Raw genomic sequence first — 15,010 nt, forward strand, 5'->3', positions numbered from 1 at the left:
ACCGGCCCAGGCTTGTTGGCAGCACAGGGCAAGTAGCGCAGAGGCGGGGAGGGTAGCGGTTTTTGTCGGCATTGAAATCCCTCAGCAATTGTCCATTTCGAATACGGGTGGACTGCACCAGCCACCCGTGGATTCGGCTGTTTACTTGGCCATCTCTGCCCGAGCCGCGGCGATCTTGGCTTTGACCGAGTCGAGGTTGAAACTCGCGCCTTTTTGCATCGGCGGGTACTCGATCGCTGTTTCTGCCAGTTTGGCCACTTGCTGCTGGACGAACACGAAACGCCAGAATTGGAACTTGAACCAGTCGAAGTATTGTTGCGAACCTTGCGCGGCCTGATTTTCCGGCCAGCCCATGCGTTCGAACGGGTCGAGTCGAAGATTGGTCAGGATCGGCACGTCCACAGCAACTTTAGCCCCCAGCCAGCCACCCGGTTGGTCAATGAAGCGATATTTGTAGTCGTCTATGCGCACTGCACCCAAGGAGCTCTCTCCAAAGTAGAAGACTTCATGCCGGTTCGACGGACCTTTTCCGGTGATCATTGGAGTTTGATCATAGCCGTCCAGATGAACTTTGTAGGTGGTGTCGCCCAATTGTTTGCCTTTGAGCAGTTCGGCGGTGATGTTCGGGTTGCCCGCCGCCGCGACCAGGGTCGGGAACCAGTCCATGCCGGACATGATGCCGTTGGCGACCTGATTGGCCGGCACCTTGCCCGGCCAGCGAATGATCGCAGGCGCCCGGAAGCCACCTTCCATGACCGTGCCTTTGCCCATGGCGAACGGCGTCGTGCCGCCATCGGGCCAGGTGAAGTTTTCCGCACCGTTGTCGGTGGTGAAAACCACGATGGTGTTGTCGTCCATGCCGTCTTTTTTCAGCTTCGCCAGGACGTCGCCAACGATGTCATCGAGCTGCGCCATGCCGGCTTCCTGTTCCGACCAGCCATTTTCCGAGTTGCGCATGGCTTCGTACTTGTCGGACAGGTGCGTGACGATGTGCATGCGGGTCGGGTTGAGCCAGACGAAGAACGGTTTGTTGTCCTGCTTGGCCTTGTCGATGAAAGTGAAGGCCTTGTCGCGAATCTCCTCGTCGACGGTTTTCATCCGCTCCGGATAGAGCGTGCCGGCGTCTTCGATTTTCTGCTTGCCCACCTTGCCCCAGCGCGGCATTACGGTCGTGTCATCGGTGGTGGTGGCCCAGCTGTGGACCATGTTGCGTGGGCCGACGCGGTCCAGCAGTTCCTTCGGATAATTGGGGTGCGCCGGGTCTTCCATGGCGTCGAGGTGATAGAGGTAGCCGAAGAATTCATCGAAACCGTGGACGGTGGGCAGGAACTGGTTCAGGTCGCCCAAGTGGTTCTTGCCGAACTGGCCGGTGGCATAACCCATGGCCTTGAGTGCGGTCGCGATGGTGACGGCTTCGGCGGGAATGCCCACGGGCGAGCCGGCCTGGCCGACGGTGGTCATGCCTGTCCGAATCGGAAGCTCGCCAGTGATGAAGTTGGCGCGCCCGGCGGTGCAACTGGCTTCGGCGTAATAGTCGGTGAAACGCATGCCTTCATTCGCCAGTTGGTCGAGGTTGGGGGTTCTGCCAGCCATCATGCCCTGGTTGTAGACGCCGATATTCGACCAGCCGATATCGTCGCCCATGATCACCAGAATGTTAGGGACCTTGTCGGCGGCCAGGGTCAGGGCGGGTAACGCCATTGCAGACAACAACAGGGGTAGCGCAAACATCGTGGATAAGGATGTCCGGTTCATGTCGAGCTCCTGCGCACAAGCGTGAGTAAATCGAGACGAGCCCCCAACCGTCGTTGAAATTCGTAAGCCCCCGCGAAGAGCGTAGGTTTGAATTGCGAAATATCCAGTAATGGATAGTCAGAAGGTGAGTGTTTCAGGCACTTTGCTGCGAAATGGCGTTGCGGCAATGGCGCCATCGGTGGGGAAGGCGGACGCTTGTGTTACCAGCGAAACATCGGCAGCGGCCGCAGCGGCGAGCGGATGAGCTGCCGGGCAGATAGCTTTATCAGCGTCGAGTGAAAACCATGATCGGGAAAGGTCGCCTGCACGGTTTTGATGAAGCTTCGGGGCAAGCCGAAACGCACCAGCCCCAGGGACACATCCACCAGATCGGCCTGGCGGAAGGGTTCGACACTGTTGGCGTAAGCGCCGCGATACCGGCGCAGCTTGTGATGTTCAAGTATCAACGCGCTGACTTCATCCTTCAGTTCCGGTCGTTGCTGGCTGTCGAGGTACTCGATGGCCAGAGCAATGGACGGGGGCAGGTAGTCGAGGGTGTCATCGGTCCAGATACCCAGGTCATGAAACGCCGCCGCGATTTGTACGGCTTGCGGGGGCAGGCCCTCGGCACCGCTGAGGGCGCCATGGAAATTCAGCACCCGGTAAATGTGGTTGCGGTAGCCCTGCAGGTCGGCACCGATGGCCAGGGCGTATGTGGTGAGAATCTTGTCGGTGAGGGGGAATTCGAGGAGAGGTTTCATCAGGCGTCACGCAACAGGTCGTTGGCATTGAGCAGTTCGTAGGCAATCTGCGGGCGTTTTTCCATGGCTCGGCGAATGGCGGCGGGGATGTTGGCGCGGGTCTTGCGGCACAGCCCCGGCAGTTCGCCAACCTGGATGCCGATGCCGCGCATGGTGCGCACTTCATTGAAGCCGGGGGCGATCTTCACGCGGATACCCAACTGTTCGAACATGCGCCGTTGCACGTGCTCAAGATCGCTCAGGCTCTGCAGGTTTTCCAGGCGTTCGATCAGGCGTTTTTCTTCGTTGCGGGTCAGAAACAGGATGCGCAGGTCCGCCCCCGGTGTTTCCAGCAACGGGTCACGCCCGCAGTCGCAGGCGCCGGGCGGGCAGGGTGAGCGGATCGCAGCGGTGGTGGTCATGGGGATCAATCATAGAGCGCTGTGATCGAATTTGCCCATAGGGATTTTTGGGGGATGCAAAGCAATGTGGGAGCGAGCTTGCTCGCGATGGCGGAGTGTCAGTCGACATCATTGCTGAATGTCAGTCCGCTATCGCGAGCAAGCTCGCTCCCACAGGTTTTACGGTGTGTCTCGCTTACCTCACTTCAATACCAGCATCCGATAAACCCCGTCTTCGACTTCGATCCCGTGGGTGTCATGGGTGAAACCGGGGAAGGATTTGTCGAAGGCTTCCAGTGCCTTGAGATACGCCAGCAACGGACCGTCCGCAGGCCCTGCGTTCTCACCCGGCATGAGCAACGGGATGCCTGGCGGGTAGGGCACGATACCGGTGGCGGCGAGGCGCCCGGCGGCTTCGTTGAGCGTCACCAGTTCAATGTCGTTGCGCACCAGTTTTTCGTAGGCCTCCACCGGGCTGAACTCGGCTTTTGGCAGGGTGCCGAAAGCCTGGGACATGTTGGCGGTGGTCTTGTGTTTCTTCATGGCGGCGAAGATTTCGTCGGCCAGGTCCTTCAGGCCCATGCCGGCATAGCGTCGCTGGTTGGCGTTGTACAGATCGGGCAGGCACAGTTCGAGCTCGGCGTTGTCGTCGTAATCGCGCTTGAAGTCGAGCAGGGCATTGAGCAGCGTGCCCCACTTGCCTTTGGTGATGCCGATGGAGAACAGGAACAGGATGGTGAAGTCGGTGGTTTTCTCGACCACGATACCCTGGCGACCCAGGTACGCGGTGACCACGCAGGCGGGGATGCCGTTGGTGAGCAGGTTGCCGTCGTCGCCCATGCCCGGGGCAAGTACCGAAACCTTGATCGGGTCGAGCATGCAGTAGCCGTCTTCGATGTCGCCGAAGCCGTGCCATACCGCGTTCGGGTGCAGGACCCAGCAGTTCGGGTCGGTTTTAAGCGTAGCCGGGTCGACCTCATGGAACGGCACGGTCGCTGCGCCAACCTGTACGGTCGGCGGCTGCCAGCAGGTGAAGAACCAGTCATCCTTGCTCAGCATCTCGTTGTGCATGCGCGAGAGCACCTGGCGGAAGCTGATGGCCTCTTCAATCGACTCGTTGGTGAGGATCTGCCCGCTCGGCGCTTCCATCATCGCCGAGCTGACGTCGCAGGACGCCATGATCGCGTAGTTCGGCGAGGTCGAGGCATGCATCATGTACGACTCGTTGAAGCGCGCATGTTCGATCGGGTTACGGCCGTCGCGTACGTGGATCATCGAGGCCTGGGACAGGGCGGCCAGCAACTTGTGGGTCGACTGGGTAGCGAACACGGTCGGCTTGGATTTGTCGTGATCGGCCGGGTCGCCGTGCATGGCATGGCGTCCGCTGTACAGCGGGTTGAAACGCGCATAACCGTACCAGGCTTCGTCGAAGTGCAGACGGTCGACACTTTCGCCCAGCAGCTCTTCGACACGGGTGACGTTGTAGGTCAGGCCGTCGTAGGTGGAGTTGGTGACAATGGCGTGCACCGGTGTCGGGTCGATGCCTTGCTTGACCAGCGGGTTGTTGGCGATGGCGGTTTTCACGCCTTCAGCGCTCAGGGTTTGCGGCAGGATCGGGCCGATGATGCCGTAGCGGTTGCGGGTCGGCACCAGGTAGGTCGGAATCGCCCCGGACAGGGTCATCGCATGTTCAGCGGACTTGTGGCAATTGCGGTCGCACAGGGCGATCTGATTGCGCGTGACGCTGGCCATGAGGATGACGCGGTTGGACATCGACGAACCGTTGGTCACGTAGTACGTGCGGTGCGCGCCGAAGACCTTGGCGGCATAACGTTCGCCCTGGCCGATCGGGCCGCTGTGATCGAGCAGGGAGCCCAGTTCGCCGACCGAGATCGACAGGTCGGAACGCAGCAGGTTTTCGCCGAAGAACTCGTAGAAGGCCCGGCCTGCGGTGCTTTTCAGGAACGCGGTGCCACCGGCATGTCCTGGGGTGTGCCAGGAGTATTCATAGTTGCGGGCAAACTTCACCAGCGCGCCGAACATCGGCGGCAGGGCCGCCTGGCGATAGCGTTCGATAGCGGCCAGGATGCGCCCGCTGAGGAAGCGGGAGGTGTCCTCGGGCAGCCAGATGAAGTCGTCGGCGTGTTGCATGACCAATAACGGAATGGTCGACGCGGTGGTACGGTCGCTGATCAGAAACACCGGCACCCGGGTGTTGCGCTCGCGTAGCTTGACCAGCAATCGGGTGCAGTCGGCGTGGCCTTCGCTGGTGTCCATTTCCCATCGGATGATCACACATTGAATGGCCGGGTCCGAACGCAGGATCGATGCAGCATCGATGAGGCTTTCCGAAGCCAGTACGCTGACCCCACGGCCCTCTACGTCGTGGACCAGTTGGTCCAGGGCGCGACCGAACACCGTTCGCTTGTCCGGCGGACTGCTGACCAGTAGCGCCAGCATGCCCAGCGAGTGTTTATATTCCGTCATGCTTGAACCTCCATAATGACTGCATTCAGATTGTTCACCGGCACTGGCTCGGCAGTGAGGTGCTGCGCGCTGACGGTTTGCGTCGGTACGCTGTTGTTGAGCGCTTCGAGGCGGATCAGGCGGTTGTTGACGAAGCCGAACAGGGTGTAACCAGCGATGGTTGCCACGCCGCCCAGCATCAGCGCCTGCTCACCGGAGCTGTATAGCGCCAGGTAGCTGTAGGCCGCCGCGATCAGGGCAATGACGTTGGTCGCCAGCGCCTTGCCTTCCGGCACGTTGGAGACTTTCTGCATGGTCATCAGCGCGGCCATGGACAGGATGTAAGGCACTAGGTTGGTCACCACCGCGAGGTTGACCAGGGTGTCGAACTGCTTGCTCAGGTCGGGACTGATGGTGAGCAGGGCCAGTGCGGTCTGTGCGGCGAGCAGTACCAGCATGCCGACAATCGGCGTTCCCGCCTTGTTGGCCTTGGCGAAGATCGACAGGAAGTAACCGGTGTCCGCCGAGCTTTTGTACACCTGGGCAATGGTGAACTGCCAACCCAGCAGCGAACCGATGCAGGCGAGCACCATGGCCGCCATCACGATGTCGCCGACCATCGGGGTGAACATCTTGGCGAACACCAGGCCGAACGGTGCGGTGGACGCGACCAGTTCTTCGTTGCCGACGATACCGAAGATGACGTTGGTGGAGACGATGTAGATCACCGCCGCACCCAGGGTGCCGCCCAGCACGGCAATCGGTACGTTGCGCTCAGGGTTTTCCACCGCGTCGGTGTTGGCGCAAGCCGATTCCAGACCGAGGAAGGCCCACAGGGTGATCGCCACCGAGGCGCCGGCCGCTTCGAACCAGCCCTTGTCGTGGGGGTTCCAGCCGGCGGCGTAAACGCTGCTGTCGAACCAGAACCAGCCCACCGTGGATACCAGTACCACCGGGGCAATTACACCCCAGACCGTGATCGCACCGATCCGGCCGGTAATGCTCGCGCCGCCAAAGTTGGCGAAAGTGGTGATCCACAACAGCGCAATGGTCGCCAGGCCTACTTGCAGCGAATCAAGTTTTATCCCGAACAACACCTGGATATAGCCGACCGCGGTAATACTGATCGCGACGTTGGCAATCAACAGTGACAGACCGTAGGTGTAGTTGGTGATGTAGTTACCCGCTTTACCGAACGTGTATTCGGCATAACCGCCCATGCCGCCGGTCTTGCGGCTGAGCATCCCGCATCGCGCAAAGGCGTAGGCCAGAGCGAGGGAACCGGTGGCCGTCACCAGCCAGGAAAGGATCGAAATTGCACCGACTTCCGCGAGTTTCGTCGGTAGTAGCACAATGCCGGAGCCCAACATGTTGACGGCGGTCAACATTGTCAGTTGCCCCACACTCATTTTTTTTGCGACTGACATTCCGTTGCCTCACTTAGTTGGCGATTGAGAGACTTAGCTATAGCAAAGGATTGAAAACTCGCAAGAAATGAAATTACCCATCTCGTTTTCGCATTCATTTGCAGAAAAGGCACGATGCTGGCCCCCAAGTTTAAAAATCCTCAGCAAAATTAGTTCATTTTCAGCCAGTTAAATAGGTCAAGATGCGCAAGATATGGATCGCGTTAATCCCGCTGGTAGTTGCGGGTGTAGCCAATTCGGCTCAAGCCAAAGAACTGGCCGGCAATGATCAGTACATGTGCAGCTGGGGCGCGGGCACCGCTGCAAGGGCACAGGAACTCAAGCTTTCAGGCGTTTCTTTGTATGCCGCGCGCCAGAAAATCCAGGCTTACAAGTTCGCCAAAACCTGGATGCGCATGATGGCACTTGGCATTACAGAGCAAACTTATGACAGTCCGTCGAGATTCAAACCGACGGCTGTACGGCAGAGCTTTTATGAGGACTGCGTCAGGTACAAGTTGGCGCGTAAATAAAGAAGAAACGGGCGCTGGTCGGATCGACCACGGTGTGGGCGTGTGACGTCTATATTGATTGACCATCCCTGCGTCCGGATGGGGTGTTAATACCGGATTCTTACAACTCAATCAGGAGGTCACCATGAACCAGATCGATAAAGTGTTGTACACCGCCAAAACCCACACCACCGGCGGGCGTGACGGCGCCTCCCGCAGCTCCGACGGCATCCTCGATGTGAAGCTGTCGTCGCCAGGTGCGGGCGGTGGCGGTACTAACCCCGAGCAACTGTTCTCTGCCGGATGGTCAGCCTGTTTTATCGGCGCCATGCAGGTGGCGGCCAGGGAAATGAACGTGGCGCTGCCCAAGGATGTGGCCGTCGACGCCGAAGTCGACCTGGGCACCAATGAAGGCGGCTACCTGCTCCAGGCGCGGCTCAATGTCAGCCTGCCAGGGCTGGATCGCGAAACCGCGCAGAAAATCGTCGACACCGGGCACCAGTACTGCCCGTACTCGAAAGCCACGCGCAACAACATCAACGTCGTGCTCAAGCTGGTTTGAGCTGACATGAAAGGGTCTTGGCGAACGACAGGGGGTTGTCGTCAAGACCTGAAAGGCTCGCTCCCACAGGTTCTGTGTTTTAACTGACAGAGCAATCAATTCATCTTGCTGTGATCATGCATCATCGAGCCGTGATCCATGGTGCCAATCGCCTTGGCAACGACTTCAACCTGAATCGACTCTTTCTCACCCTTGGCGTCTTCGACGGTCAGGGTCAGCGGCACCTTGTCGCCTTCCTTGATCTGGCCCGTCAGGTTCATGAGCATGATGTGGTAGCCGTGGGGATCGAAGCTCACCGCTTTACCGGCGGGCAGTGCGACGGCGCCCACCTGCTGCATTTTCATCACGTCGTCTTTCATGCTCATTTCATGGATCTGCACCAGCCCGGCAACCGGCGTTTGCACGCTCAGCAACTTGCTGTCGCTGCTCGCGGTGACGGTCATGAAGGCGCCGCTCGACGGCTGGCCGGCCACGGTGGCGCGGACCCAGGCGTCTTTGACCTCGGTTTGTGCCGATGCCTGAAAGGCCAGGCCAACCAGGGACAATCCCAGTGCCATTTGCCTGCAGCGTTGTGCAAAACGGGTTTTAGCCTGCGGGGCATTCATTTCAGCAAACCTCCATCACGGTGAGCAGGTCTTCTGCGCACTCTTGGGCCGTCAGGGACGTGGACAGTCCCAGGCGCAGCGTGCCCCGGGAGTCGAAGACATAGCTGGTCGCGGTATGGGAGAGGGTATAGGTATCGCCGCTCGGGACCTTTTCAAAGAACACGCCGAATTCCTTGGCGGTGGCGGCGGTTTCTTCCAGGGTGCCGTACAGCGCTTCGAAACTCGGGTCGAAGGCTTTTACGTATTTATCGATCATCTCTGGCGTGTCGCGCTCGGGGTCCAGGGTGATGAAGATCACCTGCAGCCTTTCGCCATCGCGCCCCATCAGTTTCTTGGCCTGTGCCGCGCGGGCCAGCGTGGTCGGGCACACAGCCGGGCACTGGGTGAAACCGAAGAACACCATCGGCATCAGGCCGCGATAGCTGCCCAGCATCCGGGTTTCGCCCTGAGCGTTCTTGAGTTTGAAGTTACGCCCCATGATCTTGTCGCTGAGGTCTTTGCCGTACTTGAACGCCAGCTTGCTGCTGTCGTCGCAACCGGCGAGCAGGCCCAGGCTCAACAGGCCCATGCCTTGCAGGACCGTTCGGCGGGTATACACAGTACTCATGAAAAAAAGCATCCTGTTGAACAGGCTGAAATGACAGCGTGATGACTGTACAGACGAAAAAATCGTGGGGATGTTAACAAACTGTGCCGGTGCCGGAGGGGCGGATACGACCATTGGACCGATGCACAGGCGTGACATAGTGTCGCGCCGGAGTGGGGGATGACTTAGAGATTCCAGGCAGATTGAAACCTGTGGCGAGGGAGCTTGCTCCCGCTGGACTGCGCAGCAGGCCCTCTTTTTGGGGTCGCTTCGCAACCCAGCGGGAGCAAGCTCCCTCGCCACAGGCAAGCCCCCTCGCCACAGGTTAGCCCCCCTCACCACAATGTTTCGCCTGTGTTCAGCGACGCAGCTGCGCGCAATGATCCTCTTCCGGTTGCGCGGCGGTGTACCACACAAAATCTGCACTCTCGGCCGTCACGGTCTTGCCCGCTTCGGCCAGGATCAGCACCGCATTGCCTTCACCGGCACCCAGGTCCTTCAGGTGCAGCGGCACCCCCAGATCCTTGCGCACATGGAAGGCGCCGGCCAGCAACAGCGCAGGTAGAGGCGCTTCCATCAGGCGCTCCGCCATGTGCCGGTCACGCTGTTGCTGCACCGCGAGCATCGCCGGCATCTGTGCTTCGGGCAGCAGGCCGCAATGGGATTCGCGGATGTCTTCGAGCAAGGTCGCCTGCACTTGTTGGGTGGTGGAGGCTGCCCCCGTGAGTACCGGGCGCTGTTTGTAGATCTGTATGATCTGCGCGCGGTCCAGATTCGCCGCCAGCAGTGGATACGGTTGTCGCAGCGCGTAGGTGACCAGTGCGCCATAGACGCTCCAGTCCCAATTGGCCTGCCAGGCCAGCGCCGTGAACGCATCGGCCGGTGGCTGGCCGGCGCGGGTCGCGGCTTGGGCGGCATCGACCCTGGCCTGTTGATCGGGATTGAGCATTTCCATCAGCAGGCTGCCCTGGGCCCGTTGTGCCGCCAGTTCGCGCAGCAGCCACAATTGCAGGGCGTGGTGATCCGGGTTGTCGTGCTGCTCTCCGACCAGAACCCGCGGCGCAACGGCCAGGCGTTCGACCAGTTCTTGCGGCGTCAGCGTGCGGCCCGTGGCGAGTTCACGGATGACCCCAAGGTCAGTGTGATCACGCCCTTGCGGGGCGATCGGCGCCGGCAGTGGTGTGACTTGATGGGTTTGGCAGCCTGCCAACAGGCTGAATGCACAGAGCAACACAAAACGCATCGGTTTTCCTTATCGGACAGGTGCCCCCTCGATGACAGAGGAGGGAGCGGTATCAGCGCGCGATGATCAACGGGTGGCCGCGTTCCGGGTGTTGGTGAATCAGCACTTCCAACCCATAGACTGCCGCCAGCGCTTCGACGGTCAGCACCTCTGCCGGTGGACCATAGGCGTGGGGCAGCCCCTGTTGCAACAACAGCAGTTGATCGCAGTAACGTGCGGCCAGGTTGAGGTCGTGCAGGATCACCAGCACGGCGGCCCCGCGCTCGGCGAAGTCACGCACGGCTTGCAAAATGGTGTGCTGGTGCAGCGGATCGAGCATCGACGTCGGTTCATCGAGCAGCAGGATTTGCCCTGCCGCACCCGGCCACAGTTGAGCGAGCACCCGCGCCAGATGCACGCGCTGGCGTTCGCCGCCGGACAGGGCCAGATAGCTGCGTCCGGCAAGATGCAGCGCATCGGCCGCTTTAAGCGCTTCGGCGACGATTTCGGCATCGCGCACGCGGCCGCTGGCGTGGGGTAAGCGACCCATGCCGACGACTTGATTGACCGAGAACGCAAAGTTCAGGCTCGAACTCTGCGGCAGCACGGCCAGACGTTTGGCCCGTTCCTGACCCGGCCAGTCGGCGAGTGGACGCTCGTCGAGGCTGACCGTGCCTTCGCTGCTCGCCAGTTCGCCGCATAAAGCGGTGAGCAGGGTGCTTTTGCCGGCGCCATTGGGCCCCAGCACACCGAGCACTTCACCGGGGCGCAACTCGATATCGATGTTCGCCAGTACCGTGCGGTTGCCACGACGTACCAGCAAGTTGTTTGCCCGCAGCATCAGGAACGCCCTCGTACCAACAGATAAAGAAAGAACGGAGCGCCGATCAGTGCCGTCACGATGCCGATGGGTAATTCCGCCGGCGCCAACAACAAACGCGCCGCCAGATCGGCCAGCAACAGCAGGCTGGCACCGGCCAGCAACGACGCAGGCAGTAACACCCGGTGATCCGGGCCGACCAGCAGACGCATCAGATGCGGTACCACCAGGCCGATAAAACCGATCAGGCCCGCCGCGGCGACGGCCGCGCCGACGCCGAGCGCCGTGCACAGCACCAGCTCAAGCTTGATCCGCTCGATGTCGAAGCCCAGGTGACGGGCCTCCGACTCACCCAGCAGCATGGCATTGAGCGCCGCCGCCCGACGTGGCAACCACAACGCCACGCCCAGGGTAACGATCAGCAACGGCCATAAGCGCGAGTAGCTGGCACCGTTGAGGCTGCCCAGGTTCCAGAACGTCAGGGTACGCAAGGTCGCATCGTCGGCCAGGTAGGTGAACAGCCCCACGCCGGCACCGGCCATGGCCGTCATCGCCACACCCGCCAAGAGCAGGGTGGCAACGTCGGTTTGCCCGTCGCGGCGGCCGAAGCGATACACCACCGCCGTGACAATCGAACCACCGGCGAAGGCGCTGACCGACAGCAGATAAGGTTCGATGGCCGCTGGCATGCCACCGAGCAGGCTGCCGCCGACGATGGCGAGGGCGGCACCGAGTGCCGCGCCACCGGAAACACCGACCAGACCCGGGTCCGCCAAGGGGTTGCGGAACAACCCCTGCATCGCCACGCCGGACAACGCCAGTACCGAACCCACGGCGATGCCGAGCAAGCTGCGCGGCAGGCGAATCTGCCCAAGGATCAACTCCGCCTGCTGTGTATCGCCACCGTCGAGCGGCAACCCCAGAAGACGCATCCCGGCCAGCAAGGTATCGCCCAGCGGCAGGCTGACCGGCCCGAGGGCCAGGGACAGCCAGAACACCAGCACCAGCAACAGCAACAAAAAGATCAACGTCGGACGCGGCCGAAAAATGGCCGTCATGGGTTGATTCCGGCGGTCTGCGCTTTGGCGTTCGGGTAGAACGCCGTGGCCTGGGCCGGCAGTGTCTTGATACGCATCGGGACTATTCCTTGGCCGATCAGAGGGGGTGGCGATCATCGCAATCTTCGTAGCGGGTGATGATGCCATCGACGCCCGGCTTACGCACACGCCACGGTACGGTCACGCCAGTGGTTTTCAGATGCAGGTTGAACATGGGGGCGAGCACGCTGAACCAGGTGTCCATCCAGCACAGGCTGTGGAGCGTCATTGATCATGAGAATAACTTGTGATCATCACGATTAAAATGAGTTTGTCTCACTCGCCGGCACTGTCGACAATGGCCCCATTGAACGCATTGGAGTTATTTGACATGGCTGTGGCCCATTCTCTTGGATTTCCGCGCATTGGTCGCGACCGCGAACTGAAAAAGGCTCAAGAGGCGTTCTGGAAGGGCGAGCTCGACGAAGCCGGCCTGCGCGCCGTGGGCCGTGACCTGCGCAAGACCCACTGGGACTTGCAGAAGAAAGCCGGGATCGAGCTATTGCCGGTCGGCGACTTCGCCTGGTCCGACCAGGTCCTGACCCACTCGTTGATGTTCGGTGTGATCCCCGAGCGCTTCCGCCCGCACGATGGCAAGGCCAGTCTGCAAACCCTGTTCGGCATGGCTCGCGGTGTGAGCGACAGTTGCTGCGGCGGCGCGCACGCCCAGGAAATGACCAAGTGGTTCGACACCAACTATCACTACCTCGTGCCTGAATTCAGCGCCGATCAACAATTCCAGCTCGGTTGGGATCAGCTGTTCGAAGAAGTCGAAGAGGCCCGCGCACTGGGGCACAACGTCAAGCCGGTGATCATCGGCCCGCTGACTTACCTGTGGCTGGGCAAGGCCAAGGGCGCCGAGTTCGACAAGCTCGAACTGCTCGATCGCCTGCTGCCACTGTACGGTCAAATCTTCCAGCGTCTGGCGGCACAAGGCGTTGAATGGGTTCAAATCGACGAGCCGATCCTGGTCCTCGATTTGCCGCAGGACTGGAAAAACGCCTTTGAGCGCGCCTACAACCTGATTCAGCGTGACCCGTTGAAGAAGCTGGTCGCCACGTACTTCGGCGGTCTCGAAGAGAACCTGGGCCTGGCCGCCAACCTGCCGGTGGACGGCCTGCACATCGATCTGGTGCGCGCGCCTGAGCAGTTCCCGACCATCCTCGACCGCCTGCCGGCCTACAAAGTGCTGTCGCTGGGCGTGGTCAACGGCCGTAACGTCTGGCGCTGCGATCTGGAAAACGCTTTGGCCACGTTGCAGTATGCTCACGAGCGTCTGGGTGATCGCCTGTGGGTCGCGCCATCCTGCTCGCTGCTGCACAGCCCGGTTGACCTGGGGCGTGAAGACAAGCTTGATGCCGAACTGAAAAGCTGGCTGGCGTTTGCCGTACAGAAGTGTGAAGAAGTGGCGCTGCTGGCTCAGGCGGTGAATGAACCGGAAGCGCCGAAGGTGCTTGAGGCGCTGACTCGAAGCCGTGCCGTGCAGGCCAGCCGTGCCGCGTCGCCGCGCATTCACAAACCGGCCGTGCAGGCACGTGTTGCCGCGATCACCGCCAAGGACAGCCAGCGTCATTCGCTGTTTGCCCAGCGTATCGAGAAACAGCGTGCCGGCCTGAACCTGCCGTTGTTCCCGACCACCACCATCGGTTCGTTCCCACAAACCGCGTCGATCCGCCTGGCTCGCCAGTCGTTCAAGCAAGGCAAGTTGACTGAAGCCGAATACACCGAAGCCATGCACAGCGAGATCCGTCACGCTGTGCAAGTGCAGGAACACCTGGGCCTGGACGTGCTGGTGCACGGTGAAGCCGAGCGTAACGACATGGTCGAGTACTTCGCCGAGCAACTCGACGGCTACGTGTTCACCCGTTTCGGCTGGGTCCAGAGCTACGGTTCGCGCTGCGTGAAACCAGCGGTGATCTTCGGCGACCTGAGCCGTCCGAAAGCCATGACTGTGGAGTGGATCCGCTACGCTCAAGGCCTCACCGACAAAGTGATGAAGGGCATGCTGACCGGTCCCGTGACCATGCTGATGTGGTCGTTCCCGCGCGAAGACGTGAGTCGCGAAGTGCAGGCCCGTCAACTGGCGCTGGCCATTCGCGATGAAGTGGTCGACCTGGAAGCCGCCGGGATCAAGATCGTGCAGATCGACGAAGCCGCATTCCGCGAAGGCCTGCCGTTGCGCCGGGCGCAGTGGCAGCACTACCTGGACTGGGCGACCGAAGTGTTCCGCCTGTGCGCCTGCGGCGTGCGCGACGAAACCCAGATCCACACCCATATGTGCTACAGCGAGTTCAACGATGTGATCGAGTCCATCGCGGCGATGGATGCCGACGTGATCACCATCGAAACCTCACGCTCGGACATGGAGCTGCTGGACGCGTTCGAAGCCTTTGCCTACCCGAACGAAATCGGTCCCGGCGTGTATGACATCCACTCGCCACGGGTGCCGGACTCCGCGGAAATGGCCAACCTGCTGCGCAAGGCCGCCAAGCGCATTCCCGCCCACCGCCTGTGGGTCAACCCGGACTGCGGCCTGAAAACCCGCGGGTGGCCGGAAACCGAAGCGGCGCTGGTGCACATGGTCAATGCCGCGCGCCAGCTGCGTAAAGAATGGGCCTGACGCTGTATTGGGTGCACCACTGAACCCTGTGGGAGCGGGCTTGCCCGCGCAGGCGGTGTGTCAGGCGACATCGATGTCGAATGTACCGGCCTCATCGCGAGCAGGCTCGCTCCCACAATGATTTGGGTGGTTCGCAGATTGTGCGTACAGCCACTGGACCTGTGGGAACGAGCTTGCTCGCGATGGCGGTGTGTCAGGCGACATCGATGTTGAATGTACCGGCCTCATCGCGAGCAAGC

The 15,010-nt window shown here is 60.9% G+C and carries 13 protein-coding genes and 1 pseudogene; 3 read left to right on the plus strand and 11 right to left on the minus strand.

The window, feature by feature from the left end:
* Window positions 1-141: 141 nt before the first annotated feature.
* The 5 genes from ACM6IK_RS20640 to potE form a co-directional block, all read right to left on the minus strand.
* Window positions 142-1,755 carry an arylsulfatase gene (locus tag ACM6IK_RS20640; RefSeq protein WP_414875790.1) on the minus strand — a complete coding sequence of 538 codons (1,614 nt, stop codon included), beginning with the start codon at window positions 1,753-1,755 and terminating at the stop codon, window positions 142-144.
* 200 nt (window positions 1,756-1,955) lie between these two features.
* Window positions 1,956-2,495 (minus strand): HD domain-containing protein, encoded by a 540-nt coding sequence (locus ACM6IK_RS20645; RefSeq protein WP_414875791.1) that lies wholly within the window; start codon window positions 2,493-2,495, stop codon window positions 1,956-1,958.
* The gene (locus tag ACM6IK_RS20650) at window positions 2,495-2,896 is read right to left on the minus strand and encodes a hypothetical protein (RefSeq protein WP_414875792.1); all 402 of its coding nucleotides are present in this window, start codon (window positions 2,894-2,896) and stop codon (window positions 2,495-2,497) included. The genes ACM6IK_RS20645 and ACM6IK_RS20650 overlap by 1 nt, the downstream gene beginning before the upstream one ends.
* A 180-nt stretch (window positions 2,897-3,076) precedes the next feature.
* A complete protein-coding gene (locus ACM6IK_RS20655) occupies window positions 3,077-5,362 on the minus strand; it encodes an Orn/Lys/Arg decarboxylase N-terminal domain-containing protein (RefSeq protein ID WP_414875793.1) in 2,286 nt (761 codons plus the stop codon).
* Window positions 5,359-6,768 (minus strand): putrescine-ornithine antiporter, encoded by a 1,410-nt coding sequence (gene potE, locus ACM6IK_RS20660; protein ID WP_108218066.1) that lies wholly within the window; start codon window positions 6,766-6,768, stop codon window positions 5,359-5,361. The genes ACM6IK_RS20655 and potE overlap by 4 nt, the downstream gene beginning before the upstream one ends.
* A gap of 182 nt (window positions 6,769-6,950) precedes the next feature.
* Between potE and ACM6IK_RS20665 the strand changes: the two genes are divergently transcribed.
* Window positions 6,951-7,280 carry a hypothetical protein gene (locus ACM6IK_RS20665; RefSeq protein ID WP_414875794.1) on the plus strand — a complete coding sequence of 110 codons (330 nt, stop codon included), beginning with the start codon at window positions 6,951-6,953 and terminating at the stop codon, window positions 7,278-7,280.
* 124 nt (window positions 7,281-7,404) lie between these two features.
* Window positions 7,405-7,821: an organic hydroperoxide resistance protein gene (locus tag ACM6IK_RS20670; protein WP_218432891.1), complete on the plus strand. Its 417-nt coding sequence runs from the start codon at window positions 7,405-7,407 to the stop codon at window positions 7,819-7,821.
* A gap of 95 nt (window positions 7,822-7,916) precedes the next feature.
* Here ACM6IK_RS20670 and ACM6IK_RS20675 read toward each other — a convergent pair whose 3' ends face one another.
* The 6 genes and pseudogenes from ACM6IK_RS20675 to ACM6IK_RS20700 form a co-directional block, all read right to left on the minus strand.
* Window positions 7,917-8,426, minus strand: a complete 510-nt coding sequence (locus tag ACM6IK_RS20675; RefSeq protein ID WP_414875795.1) for a copper chaperone PCu(A)C — start codon at window positions 8,424-8,426, stop codon at window positions 7,917-7,919.
* Window position 8,427: 1 nt separating this feature from the next.
* The gene (locus ACM6IK_RS20680) at window positions 8,428-9,033 is read right to left on the minus strand and encodes an SCO family protein (protein ID WP_414875796.1); all 606 of its coding nucleotides are present in this window, start codon (window positions 9,031-9,033) and stop codon (window positions 8,428-8,430) included.
* 337 nt (window positions 9,034-9,370) lie between these two features.
* Window positions 9,371-10,255, minus strand: coding sequence for a ChaN family lipoprotein (locus ACM6IK_RS20685; protein WP_414875797.1), 885 nt, complete (start codon window positions 10,253-10,255; stop codon window positions 9,371-9,373).
* Window positions 10,256-10,307: 52 nt separating this feature from the next.
* On the minus strand, window positions 10,308-11,075 hold the full coding sequence (locus tag ACM6IK_RS20690; RefSeq protein ID WP_414875798.1) for a heme ABC transporter ATP-binding protein: 768 nt from the start codon (window positions 11,073-11,075) through the stop codon (window positions 10,308-10,310).
* Entirely contained in the window at window positions 11,075-12,058 is a 984-nt protein-coding gene (locus tag ACM6IK_RS20695; protein ID WP_414875800.1) for a FecCD family ABC transporter permease, read from the minus strand. Before ACM6IK_RS20695 ends, ACM6IK_RS20690 begins: the two co-directional genes overlap by 1 nt.
* Before the next feature lie 169 nt (window positions 12,059-12,227).
* A pseudogene (locus ACM6IK_RS20700) lies at window positions 12,228-12,368 on the minus strand (hemin-degrading factor); the annotation flags it as partial.
* Window positions 12,369-12,482: 114 nt separating this feature from the next.
* On the opposite strand from ACM6IK_RS20700, the gene metE reads away from it, so the two are divergent.
* A complete protein-coding gene (gene metE / locus ACM6IK_RS20705; protein ID WP_414875799.1) occupies window positions 12,483-14,771 on the plus strand; it encodes a 5-methyltetrahydropteroyltriglutamate--homocysteine S-methyltransferase in 2,289 nt (762 codons plus the stop codon).
* The last annotated feature ends 239 nt before the right edge of the window (window positions 14,772-15,010 follow it).

Source organism: Pseudomonas sp. IT-196MI5, from assembly GCF_949767415.1.
In the GTDB taxonomy this organism is placed as follows: Bacteria; Pseudomonadota; Gammaproteobacteria; order Pseudomonadales; family Pseudomonadaceae; genus Aquipseudomonas.